Source organism: Buchnera aphidicola (Pseudoregma panicola), assembly GCF_039376655.1.
GTDB lineage: Bacteria > Pseudomonadota > Gammaproteobacteria > Enterobacterales > Enterobacteriaceae > Buchnera_G > Buchnera_G aphidicola_C.
The window spans coordinates 191,853-216,717 of record NZ_CP135000.1; the positions used below are offsets into that span (position 1 = coordinate 191,853).

Below are 24,865 nucleotides of genomic sequence, written 5' to 3' on the forward strand. Positions count from 1 at the left end.
AAAATGTTTAGGTATTAATATGAAAAAAAAACATAAAGTTTCTTCAAAAAATAAAATAAAAATTTTAAAAATAGAAAAAAAAGAATTATCATTAAAATATAAAAAAATTTTAATAAAAATAGAAAAATTAAATAAAGAAATATTAGAAAAAAAGATAAATATAAAAAAAAATTTAGAAAGAAATATAAAAAGATTGAATTTAGAAATAGAAAATAGTTATAAGTTTTCTTTAGAAAAAATTATTTTGGATGTTATTCCTATACTAGATAGTTTAGAAATAGCTATAAAATTAAAAAATAATATAAAAAATATAATTGTTAAAAATTTTTTAATTGAATTAGAAAATGTATTAGAAAGTTTTATAAAAATACTAAGTAAATTTAAAATTTTCGAAATAAAAGAAATAAATGTAAAATTTAACCCAAATATTCATCAAGCAATATCCGTTTCTTATTCTAAAAAAATAGCAAATGATTTAGTAATTAATATAGTACAAAAAGGATATTTATTATATGATAGATTGTTGAGACCAGCTATGGTAGTTGTTAACAAAAAATTAAATTAATATTATATTTTTAATTTAAAAATTTATATATATTAATATATAAATTTATTGTAAAATAAAATATAATATTTATATTTTTTATTAAAAAATATATATTTATTTTATAAATTTTGTACATATGAAAAAAAAAATTTTTTTGTTTAATAAAAAAGTATATTATAGTTTTGATATAATTAAAACAATTAATGCTGGTCTTATATTAAAAGGATGGGAAATAAAATCTATAAGAAAAAATAATATAAATATATCAAACAGTTATATTTCTATATTAAAAAATAATGCATATTTAATTAATTCTAACATTAAATTTCTTAATAATTCTATAAAGAATGAAAAATATAAAGAAAATAGAAAAATTAAACTTTTATTAAAAAAAAAAGAAATATTATATTTGTTTAATAAAGTTAATAGAGAAAGAACTACTATAGTTCCTATATATTTATTTTGGAAAAATTTCTTGTGTAAAATAAAAATTGGTTTAGCTAAAGGCAAGAAAATATTTGACAAAAGAGCAGTTAAAAAAGAGAAAGAGTGGAAAATTAAAAAAATGAGATTTATAAAAAAATCTTTAAAATAATTTTATGTTTTTTAGATTTTTTTTAATAAAAATATTTTGGAAAAATAGTTGAATAAATTTGATGAGTATTACATGAAAAAAGCTTTAATTTTATCAAAAAAAGCTAATGAAAAAAATGAAGTTCCTGTAGGAGCTGTATTAGTTTTCAATAACAAAATTATTGCTAAAGGATATAATAGTTCTATCATAAAAAATGATCCTACAGCTCATGCTGAGATAATTGTTTTAAGAAAAGGTGGTTATTTTTTTAAAAATTATAGATTATTAAATACTACTTTATATGTAACATTGCAACCTTGTTTAATGTGTTTAGGAGCTGTATTGAATAGTAGAATATATAAATTAGTTTACGGGGCAAATTCTAATTATTATAATAATTATAATATTTTTAACTTTTTTATAAAAAAAAATATTAAAATTAAAAATAATATTTTTAAAAGTAAGTGTGAAAGTATAATAAAAAATTTTTTTAATAATAAAAGAAAATAATACTTTTACATATTTTTATATATAAGTATTATTTTCTTTTTTATTTATATAACTAATTTTCTAATATTACTACAGAACAAAAATATTTTTTTTCATGACTTATACTAATATGTTTTTTAATTATGTTATTTCTTTTTAAAAATTTTAATGTTTTTTTAAACGCTTTTATTTTAGGTTTTCCTAAACAATTATTATATATTTCTAAATTTTTAAATGATATATCTTTTCTTATTCCAGTTCCTAATGCTTTAACAAATGCTTCTTTTGCTGAAAATCTTTTTGTTAAAAATTTTATCTTATTTTTTGAAAACTCATATTTTTTTAATTCTAAGTTAGATAAAATTTTTTTCGCAAATTTGTTTCCAAATAAACTTTTAATTTTTTTAATTCTACTTTTTTTTATTATATCAATACCTATACCTATTATACTCATAATAAATTAAATTTTTCTTTTTTAATTATAATTAAAAATATATATTTTTTTATTAAAATTTATTAATTTTTTTTATATAAAACATTAATATAAAGATGTACTTTTTTTTTTAATATTTTTTCTATTTCTGCTCTTGACTTAATATTACATTTTTTTATCATATTACCATTTTTCCCAATAACTATCTTTTTATGTCTATTATTTTTTACTATCACTAATGTTTTTATATAAAGTTCTTTATTTAACATTTTTTTTATAGTTTTTGTCTGAAATTTTAACTTATATGGTATTTCTTGTTGCAAATAATACATAAATTTTTCTCTTATAATTTCAGATATAAAAAATTTTTTTGTATTATAAGTAACAAATGTTTTTTTAAAAATATGATTTCTAATTGGTAAAATTTTTTTTATAACATTTTTTAATTCTAAAATATTATATTCTTTTTTAGCAGATATAGGAATTAATTTAAAAAATTTATTATTTTTATAAATATTTTTAAAAAAAGGTAATAAAACTTTTTTATTTTTTATTTTATCTATTTTATTAATTACTAATATTATTGGCCTTTTATGCTTATTTAAATTTTTAAAAATTATTTCATCTTCTTTTTTCCATATAATTTTATCTATTACTAATATTATTATATCTATATAAAAATTTTTATTAAAAATTTTTAATTTATTTTTTTTATATTTTTTATTATTAAATCCAGGAGTATCTATAAAAATTGATTGATAATTAATATCATTTTTTACTCCTAAAATATATTTTTTTGTAGTATTTTTTCTATTAGAAATTATAGATATTTTATTTCCTATCAATTTGTTAAATAAAGTAGATTTTCCTACATTAGTTTTTCCTAATATTAATACAGTTCCACAAAATATATTTTTCATAATTTTTATTTTATTATTCTATTCCCAATTTTAATAAAGCTCTTTTTGCTGCATCTTGTTCAGCCTTTCTTCTACTAGTTCCTATTCCTACAACATGATTTTTTACTCCATATATTTTACATCTAATAGTAAATAATTGACTATGAGCTTCACCATATACTTGAATTATATAATACGTAGGTAAAGGAAAATGTTTTGATTGTAAAAACTCTTGTAATCTAGTTTTTGGATCTTTTTTAGTATCTTTAGGATTTATATATTTTAATCTATTATGATACCATTTTAATATTAATTTTTCAGTAATTTTTATATTACTGTCTAAAAATATACTACCTATTAAGGCTTCAACAGTATTAGCTAATATAGATTCTCTTCTAAATCCACCGCTTTTTAATTCTCCTTGTCCTAATTTTAAATATTCTCCTAAATCAAATTTATGAGCTATTTGAGCTAAAGTATTTCCTCTAACTAAAGTAGCTCTCATTCTACTCATATCCCCTTCATTTACTAGAGGAAAACATTTATATAAAGCATTAGCTATTATAAAACTTAAAATAGAATCACCTAGAAATTCTAACCTTTCATTATGTTTGTTACTTGCACTTCTATGAGTTAAAGCTTGTTTTAATAATTCTGTTTTATTAAAAACATAACCTAGAGTTTTTTGTATTTTTTTTATTTCTATAAAATTCATATTTTACCAATTTTATATATTAATTATAAATATATTTTTTTTATTTTAAAAATATATTTTATTTATAATAACATTCCTATTCTTTTAAAAATTATATTTCCTAAATATTTATTTTCACTATTGTTTATACTAAACCAAATTATTTTTACTTTTCCAATAAAATTTTTTTCTGGAACAAAACCCCAAAATCTGCTATCTAAACTATTTTTTAAATTATCTCCTAAAACAAAATAATTTTTATTTGGAACTAAAAATATATGTGAATTATTTTTTTTATTTTTTAAAAATTTTTTATAAAAAAATATATTTTCTTTAATTAATAAAGTTCTATTAAAACAATAATTATATTTTTTTATTTCATTTTTTAAATTAAAATTTTTAATATTGTTAAAAGAAGATATTTTTTTTATATAAATGTTATTTTTTTTTATATACTTTCTATATATGTAAATTTTATTTTCTGAAACATTATATTTTATAATGTCTCCTGGTATTGCTGCTATTCTTTTTATAAAAAAAATGTTCTCATTTTTAGGATATTTAAATATAGCTATATCTCCATTTTGTGGTTTTTTATAATTTATTATAATATTATTAAATATCGGATCTTTAATTCCATATGAAAATTTTTCTACTATTACAAAATCTCCATCTATTAATGTTGGAAACATAGAATTTGATTTTATCTTAAACGATTCATAAAAAAATGATTTTATTAAAAATATAATTAAAAATGTATAAAAAAATGAACTAATAAATTTAATTATATTATTTTCTTTTAAAAAACAATTTTTACATAAAAAATTTAAAATAAATTTTTCATATAACCAAAATATAAACGTTATAAATGTAAAAAATATAATACAATCTGTAATTAAGTTATACATTTTATATCTCTCTAAAATATTTTATTTTTTTAAAATTGAAAAAAACGTTTCTTGAGACATATTTATTTTACCTACTTTTTTCAATTTTTTTTTACCATATTTTTGTTTTTGTAATAATTTTTTTTTTCTAGTTATATCGCCACCATAACATTTAGATAATACATTTTTTCTTAATTGTTTTATATTTTCTTTAGCAATTATTTTATTTCCAATACAAGCTTGTATAGAAATGTTAAATTGATGTCTAGAAATAGTTTCTTTTATTTTTTTTAATATTTTTTTAGAAAAATTATTTATATTATTATTATAAATAATATGAGAAAGAGGATCAATTTTTTCTGAATTTATTAATATGTCTAATTTTACTACATCCGATTTTTTATATTTTAAAAATTTGTATTCTAAAGAAGCATATCCTTTAGAAATAGATTTTAATCGATCAAAAAAATCAATAATTATTTCAGATGTAGGTATTTGATATATCATACAAACTTGATTATCAAAATATTTTGTTTTTATTTGTTTACCTCTTTTTTCTATACATAAATTTATTATTTTACCAAAAAATTTTATTGGAGATAAAATAGTACATTTAGAAAAAGGTTCTTCTATATATTTTATATATTGTTTTTCTGGAAATTTAGAAGGGTTATCTACATATAAAACTTTATTTTTTTTAGTAAATATTTTATATATTACATTAGGAGATGTAGATATTATATCTACATAATATTCTCTTTCTAGTCTTTCCTTTATTATTTCCATATGTAACAAACCAACAAATCCACATCTAAAACCAAATCCTAAAACATTAGAATGCTCAGTTTCATAATGTAAAGCATTATCATTCAAACTCAATTTCTTAATTCCATCTTTTAACATTTTGTATTTTTCAGATTTAATAGGAAACAAGCTTATATATATTTGAGGATTTATTTTATTAATTTTTTCTACAAAAATTTTTTCTTCATTATTAAAATTAGTTATAGTGTTACCTACTGATATAGAAGAAATGTTTTTAGTTCCACATATTGCCCATCCTATTTCTCCTGATTTTAAACATTTCTTATAAATTTTTTTAGGAGTAAAAATTCCAACTTTTTCCACTTTAAAAATATATCCAGTATTTATTATTTTTATTTTAGAATTTTCAAATAAAATTCCATTTTTTATTCTTATTAAAATTATTACTCCTAAATAATTATCAAACCATGAATCTATTATTAACGCTTGTAATTTATGTTTATTACATCCATTAGGATGTGGTATAAATCTTATAATTTTTTCTAATAATTCTATAATTCCTTTTCCTGTTTTTGCAGAACATTTTATGTAATTTTTTGATGTAATGCCTATTATTTCTTCTATTTGTTTTATAGATTTTGATATATTTGAAGTTGGTAAATCAATTTTATTTAGTACTGGTATAATTTTTAATTTCATTTTTAATGCAAATCTACAATTAGCTAGAGTTTGAGCTTCAACCCCTTGAGTAGAATCTATTATTAATAATACTCCTTCGCATGCATATAAAGATCTAGATACTTCATAAGAAAAATTTACATGTCCTGGTGTATCTATTAAATTTAAGAGAAATTTTTTACCAGATATAGATTTGTATTGTAATGAAACACTCTGAGCTTTTATAGTAATTCCTCTTTCTCTTTCTAGTTCCATAGAATCTAAAATTCTATTTTTCATTTCTCTTTTAGGTAATCCATTACATATCTGAATAATTCTATCTGATAAAGTAGATTTTCCATGATCTATATGAGCTACAATAGAAAAATTTCTTATATTTTTCATTTATTTTTAATAAAAAGTTTTATTGTTATTCTATATTATAAACAATTTACTAAAAAATATAATATTATTAAAATTTATTAATTAAATTAAAAAAAATATTTATATTATTATATAAAGACATATGTTTTAAATATATAAAAAAATATTTTTGTATATTATATAATTATTAATAAAAATTTTAATTTAAAAAAATATGAAAAAAAAAAAAGTTATAATTGCTATGTCTGGAGGAGTGGATTCTTCAGTATCGGCTTGGTTATTAAAAAAAAAATATGATGTAGAAGGATTGTTTATGAAAAATTGGGAAGGAAATGATAAAAAAAATTTTTGTTCTTATAAAAAAGACATAGAAGATGTAAAAAATGTTTGTAATATAATTAATATTCCATTTCATAAAATAAATTTTTCAATAGAATATTGGGAAAAAGTATTTAAAAAATTTTTACATGAATTAAAAAAAGGAAATACTCCAAATCCAGATATTTTATGTAATAAAGAAATAAAATTTAATACTTTTTTAGAATTTTCTACAAAAAAACTAAAAGCTGATTTTATAGCAACAGGTCATTATGCGAAATTAACGTGTATTAATGGAGATTTTTTTTTAAAAAAAGGAACAGATAAAGAAAAAGATCAAAGTTATTTTCTATATACATTAAAAAAAAAACAATTAAAAAAAATTTTATTTCCAATAGGAAATATGAAAAAAGAAAAAGTTAGATTAATAGCTAGAAAGTTAAAAATGCCTACAGCAAATAAAAAAGATTCAACAGGAATATGCTTTATAGGTCCTAAAAATTTTCAAAAATTTTTAAAAAAGTATATTCCAACAAAAATAGGAAAAATATTTACAATTTCTGGAAAATTTATTGGAAAACATAATGGATTTCATAATTATACTTTAGGACAAAGAAGAAAAATAGGTAATATAAAAAAAAATAATGAAATAGATTGTTCTCCTATATATATTGTAAAAAAAAATATAAAAAAAAATGTTTTAATAGTTTCTAGAGGATTTAATAATCCATATTTAATGTCTAAAGGAATGTTAATATATAAAATCAACTTTTTAGTTAAAATTAATATTAATCAAAATTTTTTCTGCTCAGTAAAAATAAGACATCAAAAAAAAGTTTTTAATTGTTTAACAAAATTAGAAAATAAAAATTTATTAAGAGTAATATTTGAATATCCTATTTCTTCTATAACTCCTGGTCAATCTGCTGTTTTTTATATTTATAATATATGTTTAGGCGGTGGAATAATTTTAAAACAAATTCCATTAGTAAAATTTTATTAAAAAATAGTTTTTAAACTTTTGTATTAATATTAAAATAATTTTTATATAATAATTTTTTTATATTAATGTTTTATATGAATAAAAAAAATAATATTAATTTTTTATATTAAAATATTGATAAAAAATAAATTAAAAAAAATAAAGATATTTTTTTTTAAAAATTTATAAAATATATAGTTTATAAAATATGAAAAATACAAATTTACTTTTTAACAAAAAAATTTTAATAATGGGAATTAGAAACAAATTTTCAATAGCATACGGAATTGCTAAATCTATGATATTTCATAAAGCAAATTTAGCTATCACATATTTTAATAATAAAGATAAAAAATTTGTAAAAAATTTTGCAAAAAAAAATAACTGTAAAATAGTTTTGAAATGCGACGTATTTAGTGATGATAGTATACAAAATTTATTTTTTAAATTATCAAAGTATTGGAAAAAATTAGATGGATTAGTACATTCTATTGCATTCGCTCCATCTATACAATTTTCTAAAAATTATCTGGATATAATAGATAGAAGAAGTTTTCTTTTATCTCATGAAATAAGTTCTTATAGTTTTGTTGCTTTATCTAAAGAATGTAAAAATATGTTAAATAAAAATTCTTCTTTATTAACAATATCTTATTTAGGATCTAATATGGTAGTACCAAACTACAATGTAATGGGGCCAGCTAAAGCATCTTTAGAATCTAATGTAAAATATATAGATTATTATTTTAAAAAATATGATATAAGAGCTAATGCTATTTCAATAAGTCCAATGAGAACAACATCTTCATATTCAATAAAAAATTTTTTTAAAATTTATAATAGTTCTAAAAAAAAAGTATTAAATAAAAATAATATAAACATTTTTCAAATAGGAAATATAGCTTCTTTTTTATGTTCTGATATGTCTATTGGAATATCAGGTCAAATAATTCATACAAATAATGGTTTAAATAATATTTTTTAGAAAAATTTTTATTAAATATAAAATAATAAAATTTTATAATTATTTATTACAATAAATTTAAAATATATATTTTTAATATAATATAATATATTTGAATTATATAATTATATTAATTTAATTTTTTTTAACAGAGTTATGTTTATCACTATATAGTGTATTATGTTATTTTAAAATTTTTAAAATATTTATAATTTTTTATATTTTAATAAAAATAATATTTTTGAGGTGTAAAAATGTATTTAAAATCATTAGACATTTTTTTATATATAAATTTTTTTTTAAACTTATTTATTTTAATAAATCCTATAGGAATGATTCCAATATTTATTAGTATTACTAGTAATAAAACTTATATAGAAAGAAAAATAATAAATTATAAAGTTAATATAACAGTTTTTTTTATATTATTATTTTCATTATTTTTTGGATATAAAATTTTAAATATGCTAGGAATTTCTATACATTCTTTTAGAATGGCGGGAGGCATATTAATAACAAGTATGGCTATGTCTATGATAAATGGTAAAATTTATGAAAAAGATAAAAATTTTAATAAAAAAGACATTAGTATAGTTCCATTAGCAATTCCACTAATAGCTGGTCCTGGTGTAATAAGCTCTGTTATAATATGGAGTACAAAACATAATAATATTTTTGATTTAATGTTATGTTCTATTATAATTGCTTTTTTTTCATATATTTGCTGGATTTTGTTTAATTTGTCTAGCTTTTTTATAAAAATTTTTGGAGAAAATGGAATTAATATAATAACTAAAATAATGGGAATATTATTAATGTCATCTGGAATAGAATTTTTAATACATGAAATAAAATTTTTTTTGTTAAAGTAAAAGTTATTTATATATGAATATAAAAAAAAAAATAAAAAATAATAAAAATAAAAATTTTATATTTAAAGATTTAGGAATAAAGAAATGGAAAAATACTTTTTATAATATGAAAAAATTTTTTAAAAAAAAATGTGTTATAGATGAAATATGGCTTGTAGAACATCCATCAGTATTCACATTAGGAAAAAATTTCTATAATAAAAAATATTATATTACTAAAAAAATTAGTATGCATTTTTCTAATAGAGGAGGTGGAATTACATATCATGGAATAGGTCAGCAATTAGTATATTTTTTGATTAAATTAAAAAATAGAAAAAAAATATTTTTATTAATTGATATAATAAAGAAAATAGTAATAAAAACTTTAAAACATTTTAATATAAACGGATATTATAATAAAAAAAAACCTGGAATATATGTAAATAAAAAAAAAATTTGTTCTATAGGATTATGCGTAAAAAACGGATATTCTATGCATGGGTTTTCTTTAAATGTAGATATGGATTTATTTCCATTTAAGTTAATAATACCATGTAATGATAATAAAATTGAAATGACTAAAATGAAATTTTATAATAAAAATATATTAATAAATAATGTAAAAAAAATATTAAAAAAAAATATAAGGCTTTTTATGGAAAATTTTTATTAAAATATTAATAATTGTTATTTTATAAGGATAAATTATATTTATATGAAAGATATAAATTATAAGAATAAAATTATTTTTTCTAACACATATAAAAAAATTTTAAGAAAACCTAAGTGGATAACTTCTAAATTTCCTATAGATGATAAAAAAATAAAAATAATAAAAAAAATTATAAAAAGTAATAATTTACATTCTGTATGTGAAGAAGCTTTATGTCCTAATATATATGAATGTTTTAATAAAAAAACTTTAACTTTTATGATATTAGGAAACATATGTACTAGAAAATGTTCTTTTTGTGCTGTTTTAAAAGGAAGACCTAAAGAAATTGATGTTAATGAACCAAAAAAAATAGCAAAAGTAGCAAATATAATTAATTTAAAACACGTAGTAATAACATCTGTAAATAGAGATGATTTAAAAGACGGAGGAGTTAATCATTTTTTAAAGTGCATAAAAGAAATAAAAAAGAATAATTTAAACACTACTATAGAAATATTAGTTCCAGATTTTAAAAAATGTATTAATTATGCTATAGAAAAAATATCTACATGCCCTCCAGACATTTTTAATCATAATATAGAAAGTGTTCCTAGATTATATAAATATGTAAGAAAAGGAGCTAATTATAAAAATTCATTATATCTTTTAAAAAAAATTAAAGAAAAAAATCCTTATTTATTAACAAAATCTGGATTCATGGTAGGTTTAGGAGAAAAATATAGTGAAATAATAAATGTAATAAAAGACTTAAAAAAAAATTTTGTAGATATGATAACTATAGGACAATATTTACAACCAAGTTTAAATCATTTTCCAGTAAAAAAGTATTTTACTATAAAAGAATTTAATAAATTAGAAACATTAGCAAAAAAAATAGGATTTAAAAATATATTCTGTGGACCTTTAGTAAGATCATCATATCATTCAAGATTACAAATTAATAAAATTTTTAAAAAAAAATATAATTAAAATGATTTTGAATAATTAAAAATAATACTTAATTATTTTAATTATTCAAAAAAAAAAATAAATAAAAAATTTTATTTATTATATAAATAAAAATGTTTTTTAAATATTTTAAATATATCTATAAAATATTTTTTATTTAAACTAAACAAAAATTTTTATAAATAAAATATTTTATTTAATTTTTAAAATTATTATTTTCTATAAAATAGTTATTATATGCAAATTTTTTTTTTTTATTTTTATCTATAGACACATATATCAAATTAGCTTTTGCTACTATATTATTCATTCCTATTAATTTTGAACTAATTTTTTTTGTCCAAATTTCTACTTTTATATTAATAGAACTTATTCCTATTTTATATAATTTTGCATAGCAACTAACTAAGTCTCCAACAAAAATTGGTTTTAAAAAAGTAATATTTTTTACTCTTACCGTAGCTACCTTTCCTTTTGATATTTCTTTTGCTAATATAGCACCCCCTAAATCTATTTGAGACATTATCCAACCACCAAAAATATTACCATTTATATTTACATCTTTTGGCATAGCTAAAGTTCTTATAACTAGTTTTCCTTGTGGAAAATTTTTGTTTATATTTGTCATAATATTTTCCAAAAAAAAATATATTTTTTTAGTAATTTTAAAATTAAAATAAAAATTATATTAAAAAATATTAAAATATTTTAAAAAAAAATATTTTTTTAAATATTAGAATTAATATTTAAACTGTATTAAAGTATAAAAAATTTAAAATATATATTTAAAATTTTTTAATAGGATTAAATAAAGAATAAAATTTAAATAAATATACTATTAATATACATAAAAAAAAATTAGATACAGAATTATATAAAAAACAAAATAAATTTTCTGGACTAAATACAAAAATTGTACTAATTGTTAATAAAATAAATTTCGCTATTAACCATAATATTATAGGAAAAGATAATTCTGTATATTTTGAAAAACAGATTACTAAACTTTTTTTTATAGATAAAAGTATACTTTTTTTTTCTATTATTAAAATTATTGGAGACAATGAAAGAAAAATAGAAAAAATTATGGCAGGTAATATTAATAACACTATTCCAATTTGAACTATTAAATTTATAAAAAATATTAATATAAATAAATTTGGAAAAATATAAAAAAAATTTTTATATAAATTACATAAATTATTTTTTTTTTTAAAAATTTTAAAGTGTGCTATCATTATTATACTTTCTATAATAAACGTAATACTAGTTATATAAATTATATTCCTTAAAAAAGAAAATTTTAAAAATATTTTTTTATTATAAAAAGTCATAAAATCAAATATATGTATTAAAGAATACATATTTTCATCTTGTTCAATAACTGAAAAATAAATTTTTTGTATTGCTGGTATAATATAAAAATCTGATACAACTAATAAGAAAGAGTAAAATATAGATATTAAAAAAATTTTTATTATATTTTTTTTAATAAAATCAAACGTCTCTATAAATAAGTTAGTTTCTTTAATAAACATTATTATATCACCATAAAAAGTTTTATACTACACATAAATAGAATTAAGAAAATACAAAAATTTTTAAAATAAAAAAATATAAAAAAATATTATATTTTTGTAGATTTTTTAAAAATTTTTATTAAATTATTAATTTTTTTAACTATTTTATTTTTATTTCCTAAATATTTTTCTATTTGTCTTACTATTATAGATCCACATATAACTCCATCTATTTTTGATTTTAATATATTTCTTATTTGATTTTTTGAATATATTCCAAATCCCTGAATTAAAGGTATTTTAGAAATTTTTTTTATTTTATTAGATATAATTTTTGTATTAAAAATTTTATCATTAAAAATTCCAGTTACACCAGGTCTAGAAAGTATATATATATAATCACTAGACATTTTAATAATTTTTTTTAATATATAATTTTCTACATTTGGAGGACATAAAAAAATTTGTGAAACTTTATTTTTTAATGAATATTTATAAAATATATTTGATTCTTCAATTGGAACATCAACTATTAGTATAGAATCTAAACCAACTTTTCGACATTTTTCATAAAAATTTTTAATTCCATTAGAGAAAACTATATTTGCATATGTCAATAATCCTATAGGTATTTTAAAATATTTTTTTCTTAAAATTTTTATAATTTTAAAACATTTTGAAACAGTAATATTAGAATTTATTGCTCTTAAATTTGAATTTTGTATTATAGATCCGTCACCGAAAGGATCTGAAAAAGGAATTCCTACTTCAATAGCATCTGCCCCACTTTTTATTATATTTTTTATTATAGTCAATGAAGTTTTAAAATCAGGATCTCCTAACATTATAAATGGTATAAAACATTTTTCATTTTTTTTTTTTAAATTTATAAAAAGATCATTATATCTTGTTTTCATAATATGTATCTTTAATTTTTAACAAAACTACTAACTGAAGAAATATCTTTATCTCCTCTGCCAGATAAATTTACTATAATAGTTTGTTTTTTAATTGGATTTTTTTTAATTATTTTAATAGCATATGCTAATGCATGAGAAGATTCTAATGCTGGTATAATACCTTCTTTTTTACATAATATTTTAAATGCATCTACAGAATCTTTATCATTTATAGTAACATATTTAACTCTTTTTGAATAATTCAACCATGCGTGTTCAGGTCCCACAGATGGAAAATCTAAACCAGCAGAAATAGAATGAGAATTTTTAATTTGCCCATAAAAATTTTGTATAATGTTCGATTTCATTCCAAAGTAAATACCAACTTTTCCATATTTTAAAGATGCACTATTTTTAGTTTTATTTTTACCTCCAGCTTCTACTCCTATTAATTTTACATTATCTTTATTTAAAAATTTAGAAAATATTCCTATTGCATTAGATCCTCCTCCTACACAAGCTATTACAACATCTGGAAGTTTTTTTTCTAATTTTATAATTTGCTTTTTTACTTCATTACTTATAACACTTTGAAATTTATGTACCATTATAGGATAAGGATGAGGTCCAGCAGATGTTCCTATAATATAATGAGTATTATGATAGTTATAAGACCAAGATCGTATTGCTTCATTACAAGCACTTTTTAAAGTTTTTGTACCTGTATTAACTGGAACTACTTTAGCACCTAAAAATTTCATTTTCATAACATTAGTATTTTGTCTATATATATCTTTACTACCCATATATATTTTACACTTTAAATCCAGCAAAGCACATACCATGGCTGTAGAAACTCCATGTTGACCAGCTCCGGTTTCTGCTATTACATTAGTTTTTTTCATTTTTTTTGTCAACAAAGCTTGTCCAATAACTTGATTTATTTTATGAGCTCCACTATGTAATAAATCTTCTCTTTTTAAATATAATTTAGTATTTGTACCAATAGTAATATTTTTGCATAAAGTTAAAGGAGTTGGTCTTCCAGCATAATTTTTTAATAAATCTTTCATTTTTTGTAAAAAATTTTCATCTTTAATATATTTTACAAAATATTTTTCTAATTGAAGTAAAGCAGGAATTAATATTTGAGGAACATACATACCACCAAATTTTCCAAAATATGGATTTAGAATAGTCATTTTAATAATTTCTTTATATTATATTGTTTTTTATTGTATAAAATAATTTATATATTTTTTTTTTATCTTTTATACCAACTTTTTTTTCTAGACCAGAATTTAAATCTAATCCATGGCATTTTAAATTTAATGCTTTTTTTAAATTTTTAATGTTTATTCCTCCTGATAAAAATATTTTTTTTTTATTAATATTTTTTAATAAATTCCAATTAAATGTTTTACCGCTTCCAGGAATTGTATTATCTAAAACAATATAATCTATATTTTTAAAATTTATGTAAGGAATACTATTTTTTATTCCTATAGCTTTCCATATATTAATATTTTTATTTAATATTTTTCTTAATATGTTTATATATTCTTGATTTTCTTCTCCATGTAATTGAATTGCATATAAATTAAATTTTTCAGATATATATTTTATTTTATAAATATTTTCATTTTTAAAAACTCCTACATATTTTATATGACTATAATAAAAAAGTTTTTCAACATTTTTATAATTTACATATCTATTAGAAGATTTTACAAATATTATTCCTATATATATTGCTCCATTATCAGAAGAATATATAATATCTTTTTTTCTAGTAATTCCACATATTTTATTATTTCCAAAAATAATTTTTTTTACAGATAAATCTATATTATTTTTAGACATTATAGATGATCCTATTAAAAATCCATTTACATATTTTTTTAAATAATTTACATTTTTATTATTTAATATTCCGGATTCACTAATTATAATATTATTTTTTGGTATAAATTTGGACAATTTTTTAGTTTTTTTTATGTCTATTGATAAATCTTTTAAATTTCTATTATTTATTCCAAAAATTTCAGATTTTAAATTAATAGCTCTTTCTATTTCGTTTTCATTATTTACTTCAGTTAATATACCTAAGTTCATAGATTTAGCTATTTTAGAAAATTTAATGTATTCAACGTCTTTTAAAATTGATAACATTAATAAAATAGCATCAGCACCTAAAAATCTGGATAAATAAATTTGATAATCATCTATAAAAAAATCTTTGCACAAAATTGGTAATTTTGTATTTTTTCTAACATATTTTAAATATTTCAATTTTCCATTAAAATATTTTTCTTCTGTTACCACTGATATTGAAGATGCATATTTATTATAACAATTTACTATTTTTTGAATATTAAAATTTTTGCAAATTACTCCTAAAGATGGAGAAGATCTTTTTATTTCCAAGATAAAAGAAATTTCTTTTTTACTAAAACTATTTTTAAAATTTAATTCAGTTTTTTTTATAAAATGTTTAAAACTTTTTAATGGGAATTTTTTTTTTATTGTTTTTATATGTTCTTTTTTATGATATAAAATGTTTTTAAGAAAATTTTTATTCATTGTTTTTACCATTAGATATTTTATTTATAAATTTTTTTATCATACCTCTTTTTATTAGTTTAAGAATATAACTGGCATTATATTTTATATCTTCTTCTCCAAAAGTTTTTAAAATAATAGATGCATTAGCTGATATAGTTTCTAAATATACACTATCTCCTATACCTTCAACAATATTTTTAGTACAATTTTTATTTTTTATATTTTTTTTTTCACTATAAGTTTTAAAACCAAAACTTTCTGGATATATTTTATATTTCTTTATTTTTCCTTTATATAATTCACTAATGTATGTAGGACCATAAAGAGTTATTTCATCATAATTATTACTATGTACAGAAATTACTCTTTTGTATTTCAAAACTTTACAAATTTTAGTAATAATTGATAATAATCTTAAACTATATACACCTATAACTGATAAAGGAGGTCTAGAAGGATTTAATAATGGAGCTATTAAATTAAATATTGTTCTTATTTTTAAACTTTTTCTTATATTTTTAACATATTTAAAACCATCATAATATAATGGAGCTAATAAAAAACATATATTTGTATTATCTAAGTTTTTTCTAGATTCTTCAGAAGAAATATTAATATTTATTTTGTTTTTTTTTAAAAAATTAGCAGAACCAAATTTTCCAGTAATATTATAGTTACAATGTTTCGCTATTTTAAATCCTACTGAAGCAGCTACGATCGCACTAATTGTAGAAATATTTATACTATTTTTATAATCACCTCCAGTTCCCGTAATATCTGAAAATAAATATTTAGGTTTATAAAAATTTTTTTTTCTTTTTAAAATACTTTTTACAGCTCCTAATATTTCATATAAAGTTTCTTTTTTAGATTTCATTAAAACTATAGCTGATATTATTTCAGCATCATTTATATTATTATTATATATATTTTTAAAAAGTTTATAACTTTCTGAAAAACTTAAATTTTTTAATTTATATAATTTTTTGAATATTTTTTTCATATTTTTTTATATAATTTTAAAAAAATACATATTAATTTAAATTAATTTATTTTATAATGTATAATTTTATAAATAAAATTAATAGTGTTAATTTTAATATAATATAATTATTTATAAAAATTTGTTAAAATAATTATTATAAACAAATTTTTATAAAGAAAAATAAATTATAAATATTTTTATATTATTTTAAAAAAATTAAAAAAATTTTTTTAATTTTAAAAATAATAAATACTAAAGAATTATTTTTTTAATACTAATGCTATTTCCTATAATAACAGTATTATTTTTCATATTAACATTAAAATTTTCTAATATATTATTAGTCAAACCTCCTGATTCCCTTACTTGTAATTCTCCAGATAAAAAATTAAAAATATTATTTTTTTCAATTATTAAACAATCTAATCTACCAGATGCAACATATGCAAAATCAAGAATATCAGATCCTGTTATTCTTATCTTAACATTTTTATTTAAAAGCATTTTAATTATTTCTATATACTTATTTTTTAATAATTTATTTTCTTTAGAAATATTAATAGATAAAATTATATTATTATTTATAATTTTATTATTACATCTCATTCTATATCCATTTAATTTAGATCCTTCTCCTTTTATAGAAGTAAATAGTTCATTTCTTAATGGATCATATATAACTGACATAAAAATATCATTATTAATAAAATTTGATATTAAAGTACAAAAATGAGGAAATTTATTATTAAAATTTATATAACCATCTAAAGAATTTATAAACCAATATACTTTTGTTTTTTGTAATTTTAAATTAATATTTTTATTAGTTATATAAATATGATTAGGATAATATTTATATATTTCATTAATTATTATATTTTCAGATTTTTTAATTATTTCATCAAAAAGAAAACAATTTTTGTCATATTTTTTTTTGAAAAAAAAATTAGAATCATAGCATTTTATAATAAAATTTCCTGCTTTTCTAATTGCAGAAGTAGCAATATTTATCATTGGATTCATAAATTATAATTACCTCATATTTATAAAATTAAAAAATTTTTATAAAAAATAAATTATATTATGTATATATTTACAATAAAAAAACAATAAAATTTTAAAAAGTAATTATAATAATTTTTTTAATAATAAACATTAAATAAAATTAATTTTTAAGATAAAATATATAATAAATTTTTATTATTATTATTTTATTAAAAGTTTACAATAAAAATATTATAATTAATATATTTATAAAATATAAAATATTATGAAAAAAATTATAAAATCTATAAAGGGAATGAATGATTATACAGGAGAAAAATTATTTTTATATAATTATTTAATAAAAGTGTGTAAAAATATATTAAAAAAATATTGTTATAAAGAAATAAAAACTCCAATAATAGAAAATACTAAACTTTTTGAAAAATCTATAGGAAACAATACTGATATTATAGAAAAGGAAATGTATTCATTTTTAGATAAAAACAATAAAAAAATTACTTTAAGACCTGAAGGAACTTCTGGATGCATGAGATCTATAATAGAAAATAATTTATTATATATAAATAAAACACAAAAATTATGGTATTTTGGTCAAATGTTTAGACATGAAAATACACAAAGAGGAAGATATAGAGAATTTCATCAATTTGGTGTAGAAACAATAGGTATAAAAGATATATATATAGAATTAGAAACAATTTTAATAACAATAAAAATATGGAAATTTTTAGGAATATTAAACTTTTTAAATTTAGAAATAAATTCTATAGGATCTGTAAAAGAAAGAAAAAAATATAAAAAAAAATTAAATAATTTTTTAGAAGATAAAAAAAATATTATAAAAAAACATTATAAAAAAAATTATAAAAAAAATCCATTTAGACTTTTTGAAAGTAACAATTATTATATAAAAAAAATGTTAAAAAATTCTCCCAAATTATTTGACAGTTTAAGCAAAAAATCTTTGTTAAGATTTCAAAATTTAGAAAATTGTTTAAAAAAATTTAAAATAAAATATTATATTAATAAAAATTTGGTAAGAGGTTTAAATTATTATAATGATACAGTTTTTGAATGGAAAAATAAAATGTTAAAAACACAACAAACAATCTGCGCAGGAGGTCGTTATGATAAATTATCATATTCTTTAAATAAAAAATGTATACCTGCTTTTGGATTCGCAATAGGTATAGAAAGATTAATAATATTAATGGATATATTAAAAAAAAATAATTTTAATAAAAATATAATAGACATAGAAATAATATATTTAGAAAAAATTGCAATATTAAAATCTTTAATAATATCAGAAAAAATAAGAAAAAAATTTCCAAAATTAAAAATATTTGTAAATTTTTCTAGTGAAAAAATTAAAAAAAAACTTAGAAAATCTAATAAAAACAAAGTAAAAACAATTTTGTTTATAGGTAATGAAGAAATAAAAAATAACTACTATACTTTGAAAAATTTAAAAAATAAAACACAAAAAAAATATTGTTATAAAAATCTTATAAAAAAAATTTATAATTTATTTGAAAAAAAATAAAAAATTTTTATATTTATATAAGGAAAAAACATGTTTAATATAAACAATAATATTAAAAATGATAAAAAAATTTTAAACATATTAAATAAAGAACATAAAAGACAAGAAAGTCAAATAACTTTAATAGCATCAGAAAATTATGCAAGTAAAGCAGTATTAAGTGCTCAAGGATCTATTTTAACTAATAAATATGCTGAAGGAAATATAAAAAATAGATATTATGCTGGATGTAAATATATAGATAAAATAGAAAAATTAGCTATATCTAGAGCAAAAAAATTGTTTAATGTAAAATATGTTAATGTACAACCACATTCTGGTTCACAAGCAAATTTTGCTGCTTATTTTTCTCTTTTAAACAAAGGAGATACTGTTTTAGGAATGAAACTATCTCATGGTGGTCATTTAACTCATGGATCTAAAGTAAATTTTTCTGGAAAAATATATAATTTTGTATATTATGAAACAGATAATTACGGTAAAATAGATTATTTAAAATTAAAAAAAATAGCAATTAAATATAAACCTAAAATGATAGTAGGAGGTTTTTCTTCATATTCAGGTATTTGTAATTGGAAAAAGATGAGAAAGATTGCTGATAAAATCAAAGCATATTTATTAGTAGATATATCACATATAGTAGGACTTATATTAGCAGGATTATACAAAAATCCAATTCCATATGCTCATATAGTTACTAGTACAACTCATAAGACATTAGGGGGTCCAAGAGGAGGAATAATAATGTCTAATATGAAAGACAAAAATATTTTTAAAAAAATAGATATGTCAGTATTTCCAGGAACACAAGGAGGTCCATTAATGCATGTTATTTTAGCTAAAGCAATATCTTTTAAAGAAGCTATGAGTAACAAGTTTAAAAAGTATCAAATTCAAATAATAAAAAATGTAAATACTATGATAAATGAATTTAAAAAAAAAAAATTTGACATAGTATTTAAAAAATCTTTTAATCATTTGTTCATAATAGATTTGACAAAAAATAATTCTACTGGAATAGAAATAGAAAGAATTTTATCAAAAGCTAATATAATAGTAAATAAAAATAGTATACCAAGTGATAAATTAAATCATTCTATTTCATCTGGTATAAGAATAGGTACTCCAGCAATTACAAGAAGAGGATTTAAAGAAAAAGAATCTAAAAAAATATCAAGATGGATAATAAAAATAATAAAAAATAAAAAAAATATTAATATTATTAAAAAAATAAAAGAAAAAGTAAAAACTTTATGTAAAAAATATCCAGTATACAAATAAATATATTTATTTTTAATAAGATTGTGTTTCAAACAAACATTGATAACACAATCATATTTTATAACAAAATTAAATAAAAATTATAAATCAAAAAAATTTATCCAAACTGGATTTCCTCCTACAAAAAAATTTTTTATTAAATATGTTAAATCACCATTTTTTTTATTTATTTTATATAATGTTATATTATTAGATTTTTCTCCTGCAACTATTAAATATTTACCAGAAGAATCTATTCTAAATGTTCTTGGTTGACATTCAGTTTTATAGTATTTTAAAAATTTTAAATTAAATTTTTTTTTTTCAATTTTAAAAGATGTTATAATATTTATTTTTCTGTCAGAAGCATATAAATATTTATTACATGGAGTTATTTCTATTTCAGAAGACCAAAATTTTTTATTTTTATTTGGAAATAATCTTATATTTTGTAATACCTTTATTTTTTTTTTAATTTTTATAGTAGAAACAATTCCATTTAGTTCATTTATTACATATATAAATTCTTTATTATTATGCATAACAAAATGTCTTGGTCCAAAATTTTTTCCAAGTTTTATATATGAAATAAAATTTTTATTTATTTTATTTAAGTTTGACATTTTAAAATAATATATTTTATTTTTTTTTAAAGAAGTAAAAAAAAGAAAATTATTGTCTTTAGTAACTGATGAAAAATGACATCCATATATATTTGTAAAAGTATAAATTTTTTTATAAGGAACATAATTTTTATCTATTTTATATAGTTCTAAACAATTTCCGTGAAAAGAACTGCTAAACAACAATTTATGCTTCAAATTTACATGAATATGATTAGAAGGATAATCTATATTTATATTTGTTTTTTCTTCTAAAGTACCATTTTTTAATATATCAAATGTTAATATTTTATTTTTTTTTCTAACTCCAACATATAATATTTTTTTTTTATTACATATATATATAGGTTGAATGTTTCCAAATATTTTAACATTTTGTATTGTTTCAAATAACATATTGTCAGTAATTTTTAAAACCTTTATAATATTTTTATTAGGTAAAGATATATAAACTATTTTTTTCATTTTTTAATTTTAATATAAAATATTTTATTTAATAAAAAGTTTTAACATAAAAATAAATACAAAAAAATAAAAAATTTTATATAATTTTTTAAAAAATTTTAATTATATTAAAAATTATTTTTTTTTATTTAAATATAAAGTTATATTTTTTAAAAAATTTAATATAAAATATTTTTTATTAACCTTTTAATTTATTAAATAAAAAAATATAATATTATAATAATGTTTATTATAAAAGATTTTATTATATATAATTATTTATAATAGATATTATATTTAAATTTTAAAAATATATATTTTATATGGTAAAAAATATGAAAATAAGAATTGGAATAAATGGTTTTGGAAGAATAGGAAGATTAGTATTTAGATTAGCACAAAATAGACCAGATATAGAAGTAGTTGCAATAAATGATTTACTGGATGCAAAATACATAAAATATTTATTAAAATATGATTCTACACATAAAAAATTTAATAAAAATATTAAAGTAAAAAAAAATCTATTAATAATAGATGAAAAAAAAATACATATATCTTCAGAAAATAATCCAGAAAATTTATCATGGGGTAAACTATTAGTAGATGTAGTTATAGAATCTACAGGCATGTTTTGTGATTTAGAAAATGCAAATAAACATATATTATCTGGAGCAAAAAAAGTTGTTATAACAGCTCCAACAAAAGATAATATACCAATGTTTGTAAAAGGAGTTAATTTTGAAAAATATAATGGAGAAGACATAGTATCTAATGCATCATGCACTACTAATTGTTTAGCTCCATTAGCAAAAATTATACATGATGAACTGCAAATAATAGAAGGATTGATGACTACTGTTCATGCTACTACAGCTACTCAAAAAACAGTAGATGGAGTTTCTAAAAAAGATTGGAGAGGTGGAAGAGGAGTTATGCAAAATATAATACCATCTACTACAGGAGCAGCTGCAGCTGTAGGAAAAGTAATACCAGAATTAAATGGAAAATTAACAGGAATAGCATTTAGAGTTCCTACACCAAATGTTTCTGTAATAGACTTAACAGTAAGATATAAAAAATCAGCTACTTATAAAGAAATTTGTAACATAATAAAAAAATATTCTAGAAAAAAAATGAATGATGTAATATGTTATGTTAAAGATGAAGTAGTTTCTTCAGATTTCAACGGAAGTACTTTTACATCTATTTTTGATGAAAAAGCTGGATTATCTTTAAATAATAATTTTGTAAAATTAATTTCTTGGTATGATAATGAATTAGGATATTCAAGTAAAGTATTAGATTTAGCTTGTATGATACATAAAAAAAAAATTATATAAAAAATATATTTATTAAGTAGTATTATTCCTAAAAAAAATAGAAATAATACTACATTATAAATGTTTATTTATATAATATTATAAATTATATTTTTTATATATTTTTTTTATTTCTGATAATATTTTTTTTACCCAAATTTTTATCCTAATTTTACTTTTTTTTTGTTGTCTGTCTTCATCTATAACTAGTCCTAAAAATTTTTTTTTATTATATAAAGCTTTAGAAGATTCAAAATTATAATCTTTGCTTGACCATTTTCCTATTAATATAGCACCATTTTTTTTTACTATTTTATATATTGTATACATTGCATCACAAAAATATTCTGCATAGTCTTCTTGATCACCACATCCAAATATTGCAACTATCTTATTTTTAAAACTTATTTTTTTTAAAATAGGAAAAAAATCATCCCAATCAGATTGAAGTTCTCCATAATACCATGTAGGAGAACCTAAAATTAATATTTTATATTTATTTAAAGTATTTTTTGTAGAATTAGATATATCATGTAAAAAAACATTTTTAGAATTTATTTCTTTTAATATTTTTTTTGCAACATTTTCTGTATTGCCAGTGTCACTACCAAAAAAAATACCTATTTTTTCCATTTTTTACCTTATAAAAAATAAAACAAAATATTTTAAAAATATTATATAAAAAATATTTTTTTTATATTAAATTATTTTTTATTTTACATTATAAAAATAATTATTTAAAAAAAATATTTTTTTTTACCAACAATACAATAAATTTAATATTTTTATTTTTTATTTTAATATAATATATATATATTTATTTTTTAAAATCTTTTAATAATAAAAATAACATGAATAATATAGATTTAGAAAATATAATAAACAAAAAATTGAATTCAAAAAAATATAAAGATTATATATACAATGGTTTACAAATAGAAGGAAAAAAAAAAGTATGTAAAATAATAACTGGAGTAAGCATATGTAAAAAACTAATAAAAATAGCAATATATAAAAATGCTGATGCTATAATAGTACATCATGGAATGTTTTGGAAAAATGAAAAAAGAATAATAAATAAAATTAATAGAAAAAGACTAAAATTAATATTGAACTATAACATAAATTTGTATTCTTGGCATTTACCATTAGATTTTTATAAAGGATTTGGAAATAATGTTCAAATTGCTAAAAAATTAAAAATAAAAATTAAAGGAAAAATTAATAATTTTTTATTTTGGGGAACTTTCAATAAAAGTATTTCTTTAAAAAGTTTAATAAATAAAGTAAAAAAAAAATATTCTAGAAACCCTTTTTATTATAAAAATAATTTAAAAAAAAATATTAAGAAAATATCTTGGTGTAGTGGAAAAGGACAAAAATTTATTGTAGATGCAGCAAATTTTGGTGTTGATGCATTTTTAACTGGAGAAGTATCAGAAGAAACTATGCATTACGCAAATGAATATAAAATACATTTTATTTCAATAGGTCATCATGCTACAGAAATAGATGGAATAAAAAAATTAGGAGAATGGATAAATAAAAAATACGAAATAAATACAAATTTTATTAATATTAACAATCCTATTTAACAATTTTATAAAAAATATATAAAAAAA

At 17.5% G+C, this 24,865-nt stretch carries 26 protein-coding genes; 12 read left to right on the forward strand and 14 right to left on the reverse strand.

Annotated features, from left to right (window positions below):
- The first annotated feature begins 19 nt into the window (after positions 1 to 19).
- The 3 genes from RJT18_RS00870 (at position 20) to tadA (ending at position 1,631) form a co-directional block, all read left to right on the forward strand.
- Complete coding sequence (locus tag RJT18_RS00870; RefSeq protein ID WP_343154944.1) at positions 20 to 565, forward strand: nucleotide exchange factor GrpE; 546 nt, start codon at positions 20 to 22, stop codon at positions 563 to 565.
- A gap of 118 nt (positions 566 to 683) precedes the next feature.
- Positions 684 to 1,142, forward strand: a complete 459-nt coding sequence (gene smpB / locus RJT18_RS00875) for an SsrA-binding protein SmpB (protein WP_343154945.1) — start codon at positions 684 to 686, stop codon at positions 1,140 to 1,142.
- 72 nt (positions 1,143 to 1,214) lie between these two features.
- On the forward strand, positions 1,215 to 1,631 hold the full coding sequence (tadA, locus tag RJT18_RS00880; RefSeq protein WP_428994279.1) for a tRNA adenosine(34) deaminase TadA: 417 nt from the start codon (positions 1,215 to 1,217) through the stop codon (positions 1,629 to 1,631).
- Between the two features lie 52 nt (positions 1,632 to 1,683).
- On the opposite strand, the gene acpS is transcribed toward tadA, so the two are convergent.
- From acpS to lepA, 5 genes are all read right to left on the reverse strand, one after another.
- Positions 1,684 to 2,064 (reverse strand): holo-ACP synthase, encoded by a 381-nt coding sequence (gene acpS, locus RJT18_RS00885; protein WP_343154947.1) that lies wholly within the window; start codon positions 2,062 to 2,064, stop codon positions 1,684 to 1,686.
- A gap of 62 nt (positions 2,065 to 2,126) precedes the next feature.
- Complete coding sequence (gene era, locus RJT18_RS00890) at positions 2,127 to 2,963, reverse strand: GTPase Era (protein WP_343154948.1); 837 nt, start codon at positions 2,961 to 2,963, stop codon at positions 2,127 to 2,129.
- 13 nt (positions 2,964 to 2,976) lie between these two features.
- Positions 2,977 to 3,657: a ribonuclease III gene (gene rnc / locus RJT18_RS00895; RefSeq protein ID WP_343154949.1), complete on the reverse strand. Its 681-nt coding sequence runs from the start codon at positions 3,655 to 3,657 to the stop codon at positions 2,977 to 2,979.
- Positions 3,658 to 3,719: 62 nt separating this feature from the next.
- Positions 3,720 to 4,544, reverse strand: a complete 825-nt coding sequence (gene lepB / locus RJT18_RS00900) for a signal peptidase I (RefSeq protein ID WP_343154950.1) — start codon at positions 4,542 to 4,544, stop codon at positions 3,720 to 3,722.
- A gap of 21 nt (positions 4,545 to 4,565) precedes the next feature.
- Positions 4,566 to 6,350 (reverse strand): translation elongation factor 4, encoded by a 1,785-nt coding sequence (gene lepA / locus RJT18_RS00905; protein ID WP_343154952.1) that lies wholly within the window; start codon positions 6,348 to 6,350, stop codon positions 4,566 to 4,568.
- A gap of 193 nt (positions 6,351 to 6,543) precedes the next feature.
- Here lepA and mnmA point away from each other — a divergent pair, with 193 nt between their 5' ends.
- From mnmA to lipA, 5 genes are all read left to right on the forward strand, one after another.
- Complete coding sequence (gene mnmA / locus RJT18_RS00910; protein ID WP_343154953.1) at positions 6,544 to 7,650, forward strand: tRNA 2-thiouridine(34) synthase MnmA; 1,107 nt, start codon at positions 6,544 to 6,546, stop codon at positions 7,648 to 7,650.
- Between the two features lie 187 nt (positions 7,651 to 7,837).
- A complete protein-coding gene (locus tag RJT18_RS00915; RefSeq protein WP_343154954.1) occupies positions 7,838 to 8,614 on the forward strand; it encodes an enoyl-ACP reductase FabI in 777 nt (258 codons plus the stop codon).
- 233 nt (positions 8,615 to 8,847) lie between these two features.
- Entirely contained in the window at positions 8,848 to 9,465 is a 618-nt protein-coding gene (locus RJT18_RS00920; protein WP_343154955.1) for a YchE family NAAT transporter, read from the forward strand.
- Between the two features lie 13 nt (positions 9,466 to 9,478).
- Positions 9,479 to 10,120, forward strand: coding sequence for a lipoyl(octanoyl) transferase LipB (gene lipB, locus RJT18_RS00925; RefSeq protein ID WP_343154956.1), 642 nt, complete (start codon positions 9,479 to 9,481; stop codon positions 10,118 to 10,120).
- Between the two features lie 42 nt (positions 10,121 to 10,162).
- Complete coding sequence (gene lipA, locus RJT18_RS00930) at positions 10,163 to 11,092, forward strand: lipoyl synthase (RefSeq protein WP_343154957.1); 930 nt, start codon at positions 10,163 to 10,165, stop codon at positions 11,090 to 11,092.
- Positions 11,093 to 11,267: 175 nt separating this feature from the next.
- Here lipA and yciA read toward each other — a convergent pair whose 3' ends face one another.
- From yciA to RJT18_RS00965, 7 genes are all read right to left on the reverse strand, one after another.
- The gene (yciA, locus tag RJT18_RS00935) at positions 11,268 to 11,699 is read right to left on the reverse strand and encodes an acyl-CoA thioester hydrolase YciA (protein WP_343154958.1); all 432 of its coding nucleotides are present in this window, start codon (positions 11,697 to 11,699) and stop codon (positions 11,268 to 11,270) included.
- A gap of 157 nt (positions 11,700 to 11,856) precedes the next feature.
- A complete protein-coding gene (locus RJT18_RS00940; protein ID WP_343154959.1) occupies positions 11,857 to 12,609 on the reverse strand; it encodes a YciC family protein in 753 nt (250 codons plus the stop codon).
- Between the two features lie 89 nt (positions 12,610 to 12,698).
- Complete coding sequence (gene trpA / locus RJT18_RS00945) at positions 12,699 to 13,508, reverse strand: tryptophan synthase subunit alpha (RefSeq protein WP_343154960.1); 810 nt, start codon at positions 13,506 to 13,508, stop codon at positions 12,699 to 12,701.
- Between the two features lie 11 nt (positions 13,509 to 13,519).
- A complete protein-coding gene (gene trpB / locus RJT18_RS00950; RefSeq protein WP_343154961.1) occupies positions 13,520 to 14,692 on the reverse strand; it encodes a tryptophan synthase subunit beta in 1,173 nt (390 codons plus the stop codon).
- A gap of 13 nt (positions 14,693 to 14,705) precedes the next feature.
- The gene (gene trpCF / locus RJT18_RS00955; RefSeq protein ID WP_343154561.1) at positions 14,706 to 16,073 is read right to left on the reverse strand and encodes a bifunctional indole-3-glycerol-phosphate synthase TrpC/phosphoribosylanthranilate isomerase TrpF; all 1,368 of its coding nucleotides are present in this window, start codon (positions 16,071 to 16,073) and stop codon (positions 14,706 to 14,708) included.
- Positions 16,066 to 17,058 carry an anthranilate phosphoribosyltransferase gene (gene trpD, locus RJT18_RS00960; protein ID WP_343154562.1) on the reverse strand — a complete coding sequence of 331 codons (993 nt, stop codon included), beginning with the start codon at positions 17,056 to 17,058 and terminating at the stop codon, positions 16,066 to 16,068. Before trpD ends, trpCF begins: the two co-directional genes overlap by 8 nt.
- 234 nt (positions 17,059 to 17,292) lie before the next feature.
- Positions 17,293 to 18,063: an inositol monophosphatase family protein gene (locus tag RJT18_RS00965; RefSeq protein ID WP_343154564.1), complete on the reverse strand. Its 771-nt coding sequence runs from the start codon at positions 18,061 to 18,063 to the stop codon at positions 17,293 to 17,295.
- Positions 18,064 to 18,310: 247 nt separating this feature from the next.
- Here RJT18_RS00965 and hisS point away from each other — a divergent pair, with 247 nt between their 5' ends.
- Both hisS and glyA read left to right on the forward strand, forming a co-directional pair.
- On the forward strand, positions 18,311 to 19,594 hold the full coding sequence (gene hisS / locus RJT18_RS00970) for a histidine--tRNA ligase (protein WP_343154565.1): 1,284 nt from the start codon (positions 18,311 to 18,313) through the stop codon (positions 19,592 to 19,594).
- Between the two features lie 30 nt (positions 19,595 to 19,624).
- Complete coding sequence (gene glyA / locus RJT18_RS00975; protein WP_343154566.1) at positions 19,625 to 20,875, forward strand: serine hydroxymethyltransferase; 1,251 nt, start codon at positions 19,625 to 19,627, stop codon at positions 20,873 to 20,875.
- 80 nt (positions 20,876 to 20,955) lie between these two features.
- Here glyA and RJT18_RS00980 read toward each other — a convergent pair whose 3' ends face one another.
- Complete coding sequence (locus RJT18_RS00980) at positions 20,956 to 21,942, reverse strand: beta-propeller fold lactonase family protein (RefSeq protein WP_343154568.1); 987 nt, start codon at positions 21,940 to 21,942, stop codon at positions 20,956 to 20,958.
- A gap of 314 nt (positions 21,943 to 22,256) precedes the next feature.
- On the opposite strand from RJT18_RS00980, the gene gap reads away from it, so the two are divergent.
- On the forward strand, positions 22,257 to 23,264 hold the full coding sequence (gap, locus tag RJT18_RS00985) for a type I glyceraldehyde-3-phosphate dehydrogenase (RefSeq protein WP_343154570.1): 1,008 nt from the start codon (positions 22,257 to 22,259) through the stop codon (positions 23,262 to 23,264).
- Between the two features lie 78 nt (positions 23,265 to 23,342).
- On the opposite strand, the gene fldA is transcribed toward gap, so the two are convergent.
- Positions 23,343 to 23,876: a flavodoxin FldA gene (gene fldA, locus RJT18_RS00990; RefSeq protein ID WP_343154572.1), complete on the reverse strand. Its 534-nt coding sequence runs from the start codon at positions 23,874 to 23,876 to the stop codon at positions 23,343 to 23,345.
- A 218-nt stretch (positions 23,877 to 24,094) separates the two neighbouring features.
- On the opposite strand from fldA, the gene RJT18_RS00995 reads away from it, so the two are divergent.
- The gene (locus tag RJT18_RS00995; protein ID WP_343154573.1) at positions 24,095 to 24,838 is read left to right on the forward strand and encodes a Nif3-like dinuclear metal center hexameric protein; all 744 of its coding nucleotides are present in this window, start codon (positions 24,095 to 24,097) and stop codon (positions 24,836 to 24,838) included.
- Positions 24,839 to 24,865: the final 27 nt, after the last annotated feature.

Excerpts from the sequence above, each read along its gene's own strand:
- RJT18_RS00940 (WP_343154959.1), bottom strand. The coding sequence starts at position 12,609 with ATGTTTATTAAAGAAACTAACTTATTTATAGAGACGTTTGATTTTATT.
- gap (WP_343154570.1), top strand. The coding sequence starts at position 22,257 with ATGAAAATAAGAATTGGAATAAATGGTTTTGGAAGAATAGGAAGATTA.
- lipB (WP_343154956.1), top strand. The coding sequence starts at position 9,479 with ATGAATATAAAAAAAAAAATAAAAAATAATAAAAATAAAAATTTTATA.
- trpB (WP_343154961.1), bottom strand. The coding sequence starts at position 14,692 with ATGACTATTCTAAATCCATATTTTGGAAAATTTGGTGGTATGTATGTT.
- smpB (WP_343154945.1), top strand. The coding sequence starts at position 684 with ATGAAAAAAAAAATTTTTTTGTTTAATAAAAAAGTATATTATAGTTTT.
- trpD (WP_343154562.1), bottom strand. The coding sequence starts at position 17,058 with ATGAAAAAAATATTCAAAAAATTATATAAATTAAAAAATTTAAGTTTT.
- rnc (WP_343154949.1), bottom strand. The coding sequence starts at position 3,657 with ATGAATTTTATAGAAATAAAAAAAATACAAAAAACTCTAGGTTATGTT.
- fldA (WP_343154572.1), bottom strand. The coding sequence starts at position 23,876 with ATGGAAAAAATAGGTATTTTTTTTGGTAGTGACACTGGCAATACAGAA.
- trpA (WP_343154960.1), bottom strand. The coding sequence starts at position 13,508 with ATGAAAACAAGATATAATGATCTTTTTATAAATTTAAAAAAAAAAAAT.
- acpS (WP_343154947.1), bottom strand. The coding sequence starts at position 2,064 with ATGAGTATAATAGGTATAGGTATTGATATAATAAAAAAAAGTAGAATT.
- RJT18_RS00995 (WP_343154573.1), top strand. The coding sequence starts at position 24,095 with ATGAATAATATAGATTTAGAAAATATAATAAACAAAAAATTGAATTCA.
- RJT18_RS00980 (WP_343154568.1), bottom strand. The coding sequence starts at position 21,942 with ATGAAAAAAATAGTTTATATATCTTTACCTAATAAAAATATTATAAAG.
- RJT18_RS00915 (WP_343154954.1), top strand. The coding sequence starts at position 7,838 with ATGAAAAATACAAATTTACTTTTTAACAAAAAAATTTTAATAATGGGA.
- lipA (WP_343154957.1), top strand. The coding sequence starts at position 10,163 with ATGAAAGATATAAATTATAAGAATAAAATTATTTTTTCTAACACATAT.
- hisS (WP_343154565.1), top strand. The coding sequence starts at position 18,311 with ATGAAAAAAATTATAAAATCTATAAAGGGAATGAATGATTATACAGGA.
- RJT18_RS00965 (WP_343154564.1), bottom strand. The coding sequence starts at position 18,063 with ATGAATCCAATGATAAATATTGCTACTTCTGCAATTAGAAAAGCAGGA.
- mnmA (WP_343154953.1), top strand. The coding sequence starts at position 6,544 with ATGAAAAAAAAAAAAGTTATAATTGCTATGTCTGGAGGAGTGGATTCT.
- lepB (WP_343154950.1), bottom strand. The coding sequence starts at position 4,544 with ATGTATAACTTAATTACAGATTGTATTATATTTTTTACATTTATAACG.
- lepA (WP_343154952.1), bottom strand. The coding sequence starts at position 6,350 with ATGAAAAATATAAGAAATTTTTCTATTGTAGCTCATATAGATCATGGA.
- yciA (WP_343154958.1), bottom strand. The coding sequence starts at position 11,699 with ATGACAAATATAAACAAAAATTTTCCACAAGGAAAACTAGTTATAAGA.
- RJT18_RS00870 (WP_343154944.1), top strand. The coding sequence starts at position 20 with ATGAAAAAAAAACATAAAGTTTCTTCAAAAAATAAAATAAAAATTTTA.
- tadA (WP_428994279.1), top strand. The coding sequence starts at position 1,215 with ATGAAAAAAGCTTTAATTTTATCAAAAAAAGCTAATGAAAAAAATGAA.
- RJT18_RS00920 (WP_343154955.1), top strand. The coding sequence starts at position 8,848 with ATGTATTTAAAATCATTAGACATTTTTTTATATATAAATTTTTTTTTA.
- trpCF (WP_343154561.1), bottom strand. The coding sequence starts at position 16,073 with ATGAATAAAAATTTTCTTAAAAACATTTTATATCATAAAAAAGAACAT.
- glyA (WP_343154566.1), top strand. The coding sequence starts at position 19,625 with ATGTTTAATATAAACAATAATATTAAAAATGATAAAAAAATTTTAAAC.
- era (WP_343154948.1), bottom strand. The coding sequence starts at position 2,963 with ATGAAAAATATATTTTGTGGAACTGTATTAATATTAGGAAAAACTAAT.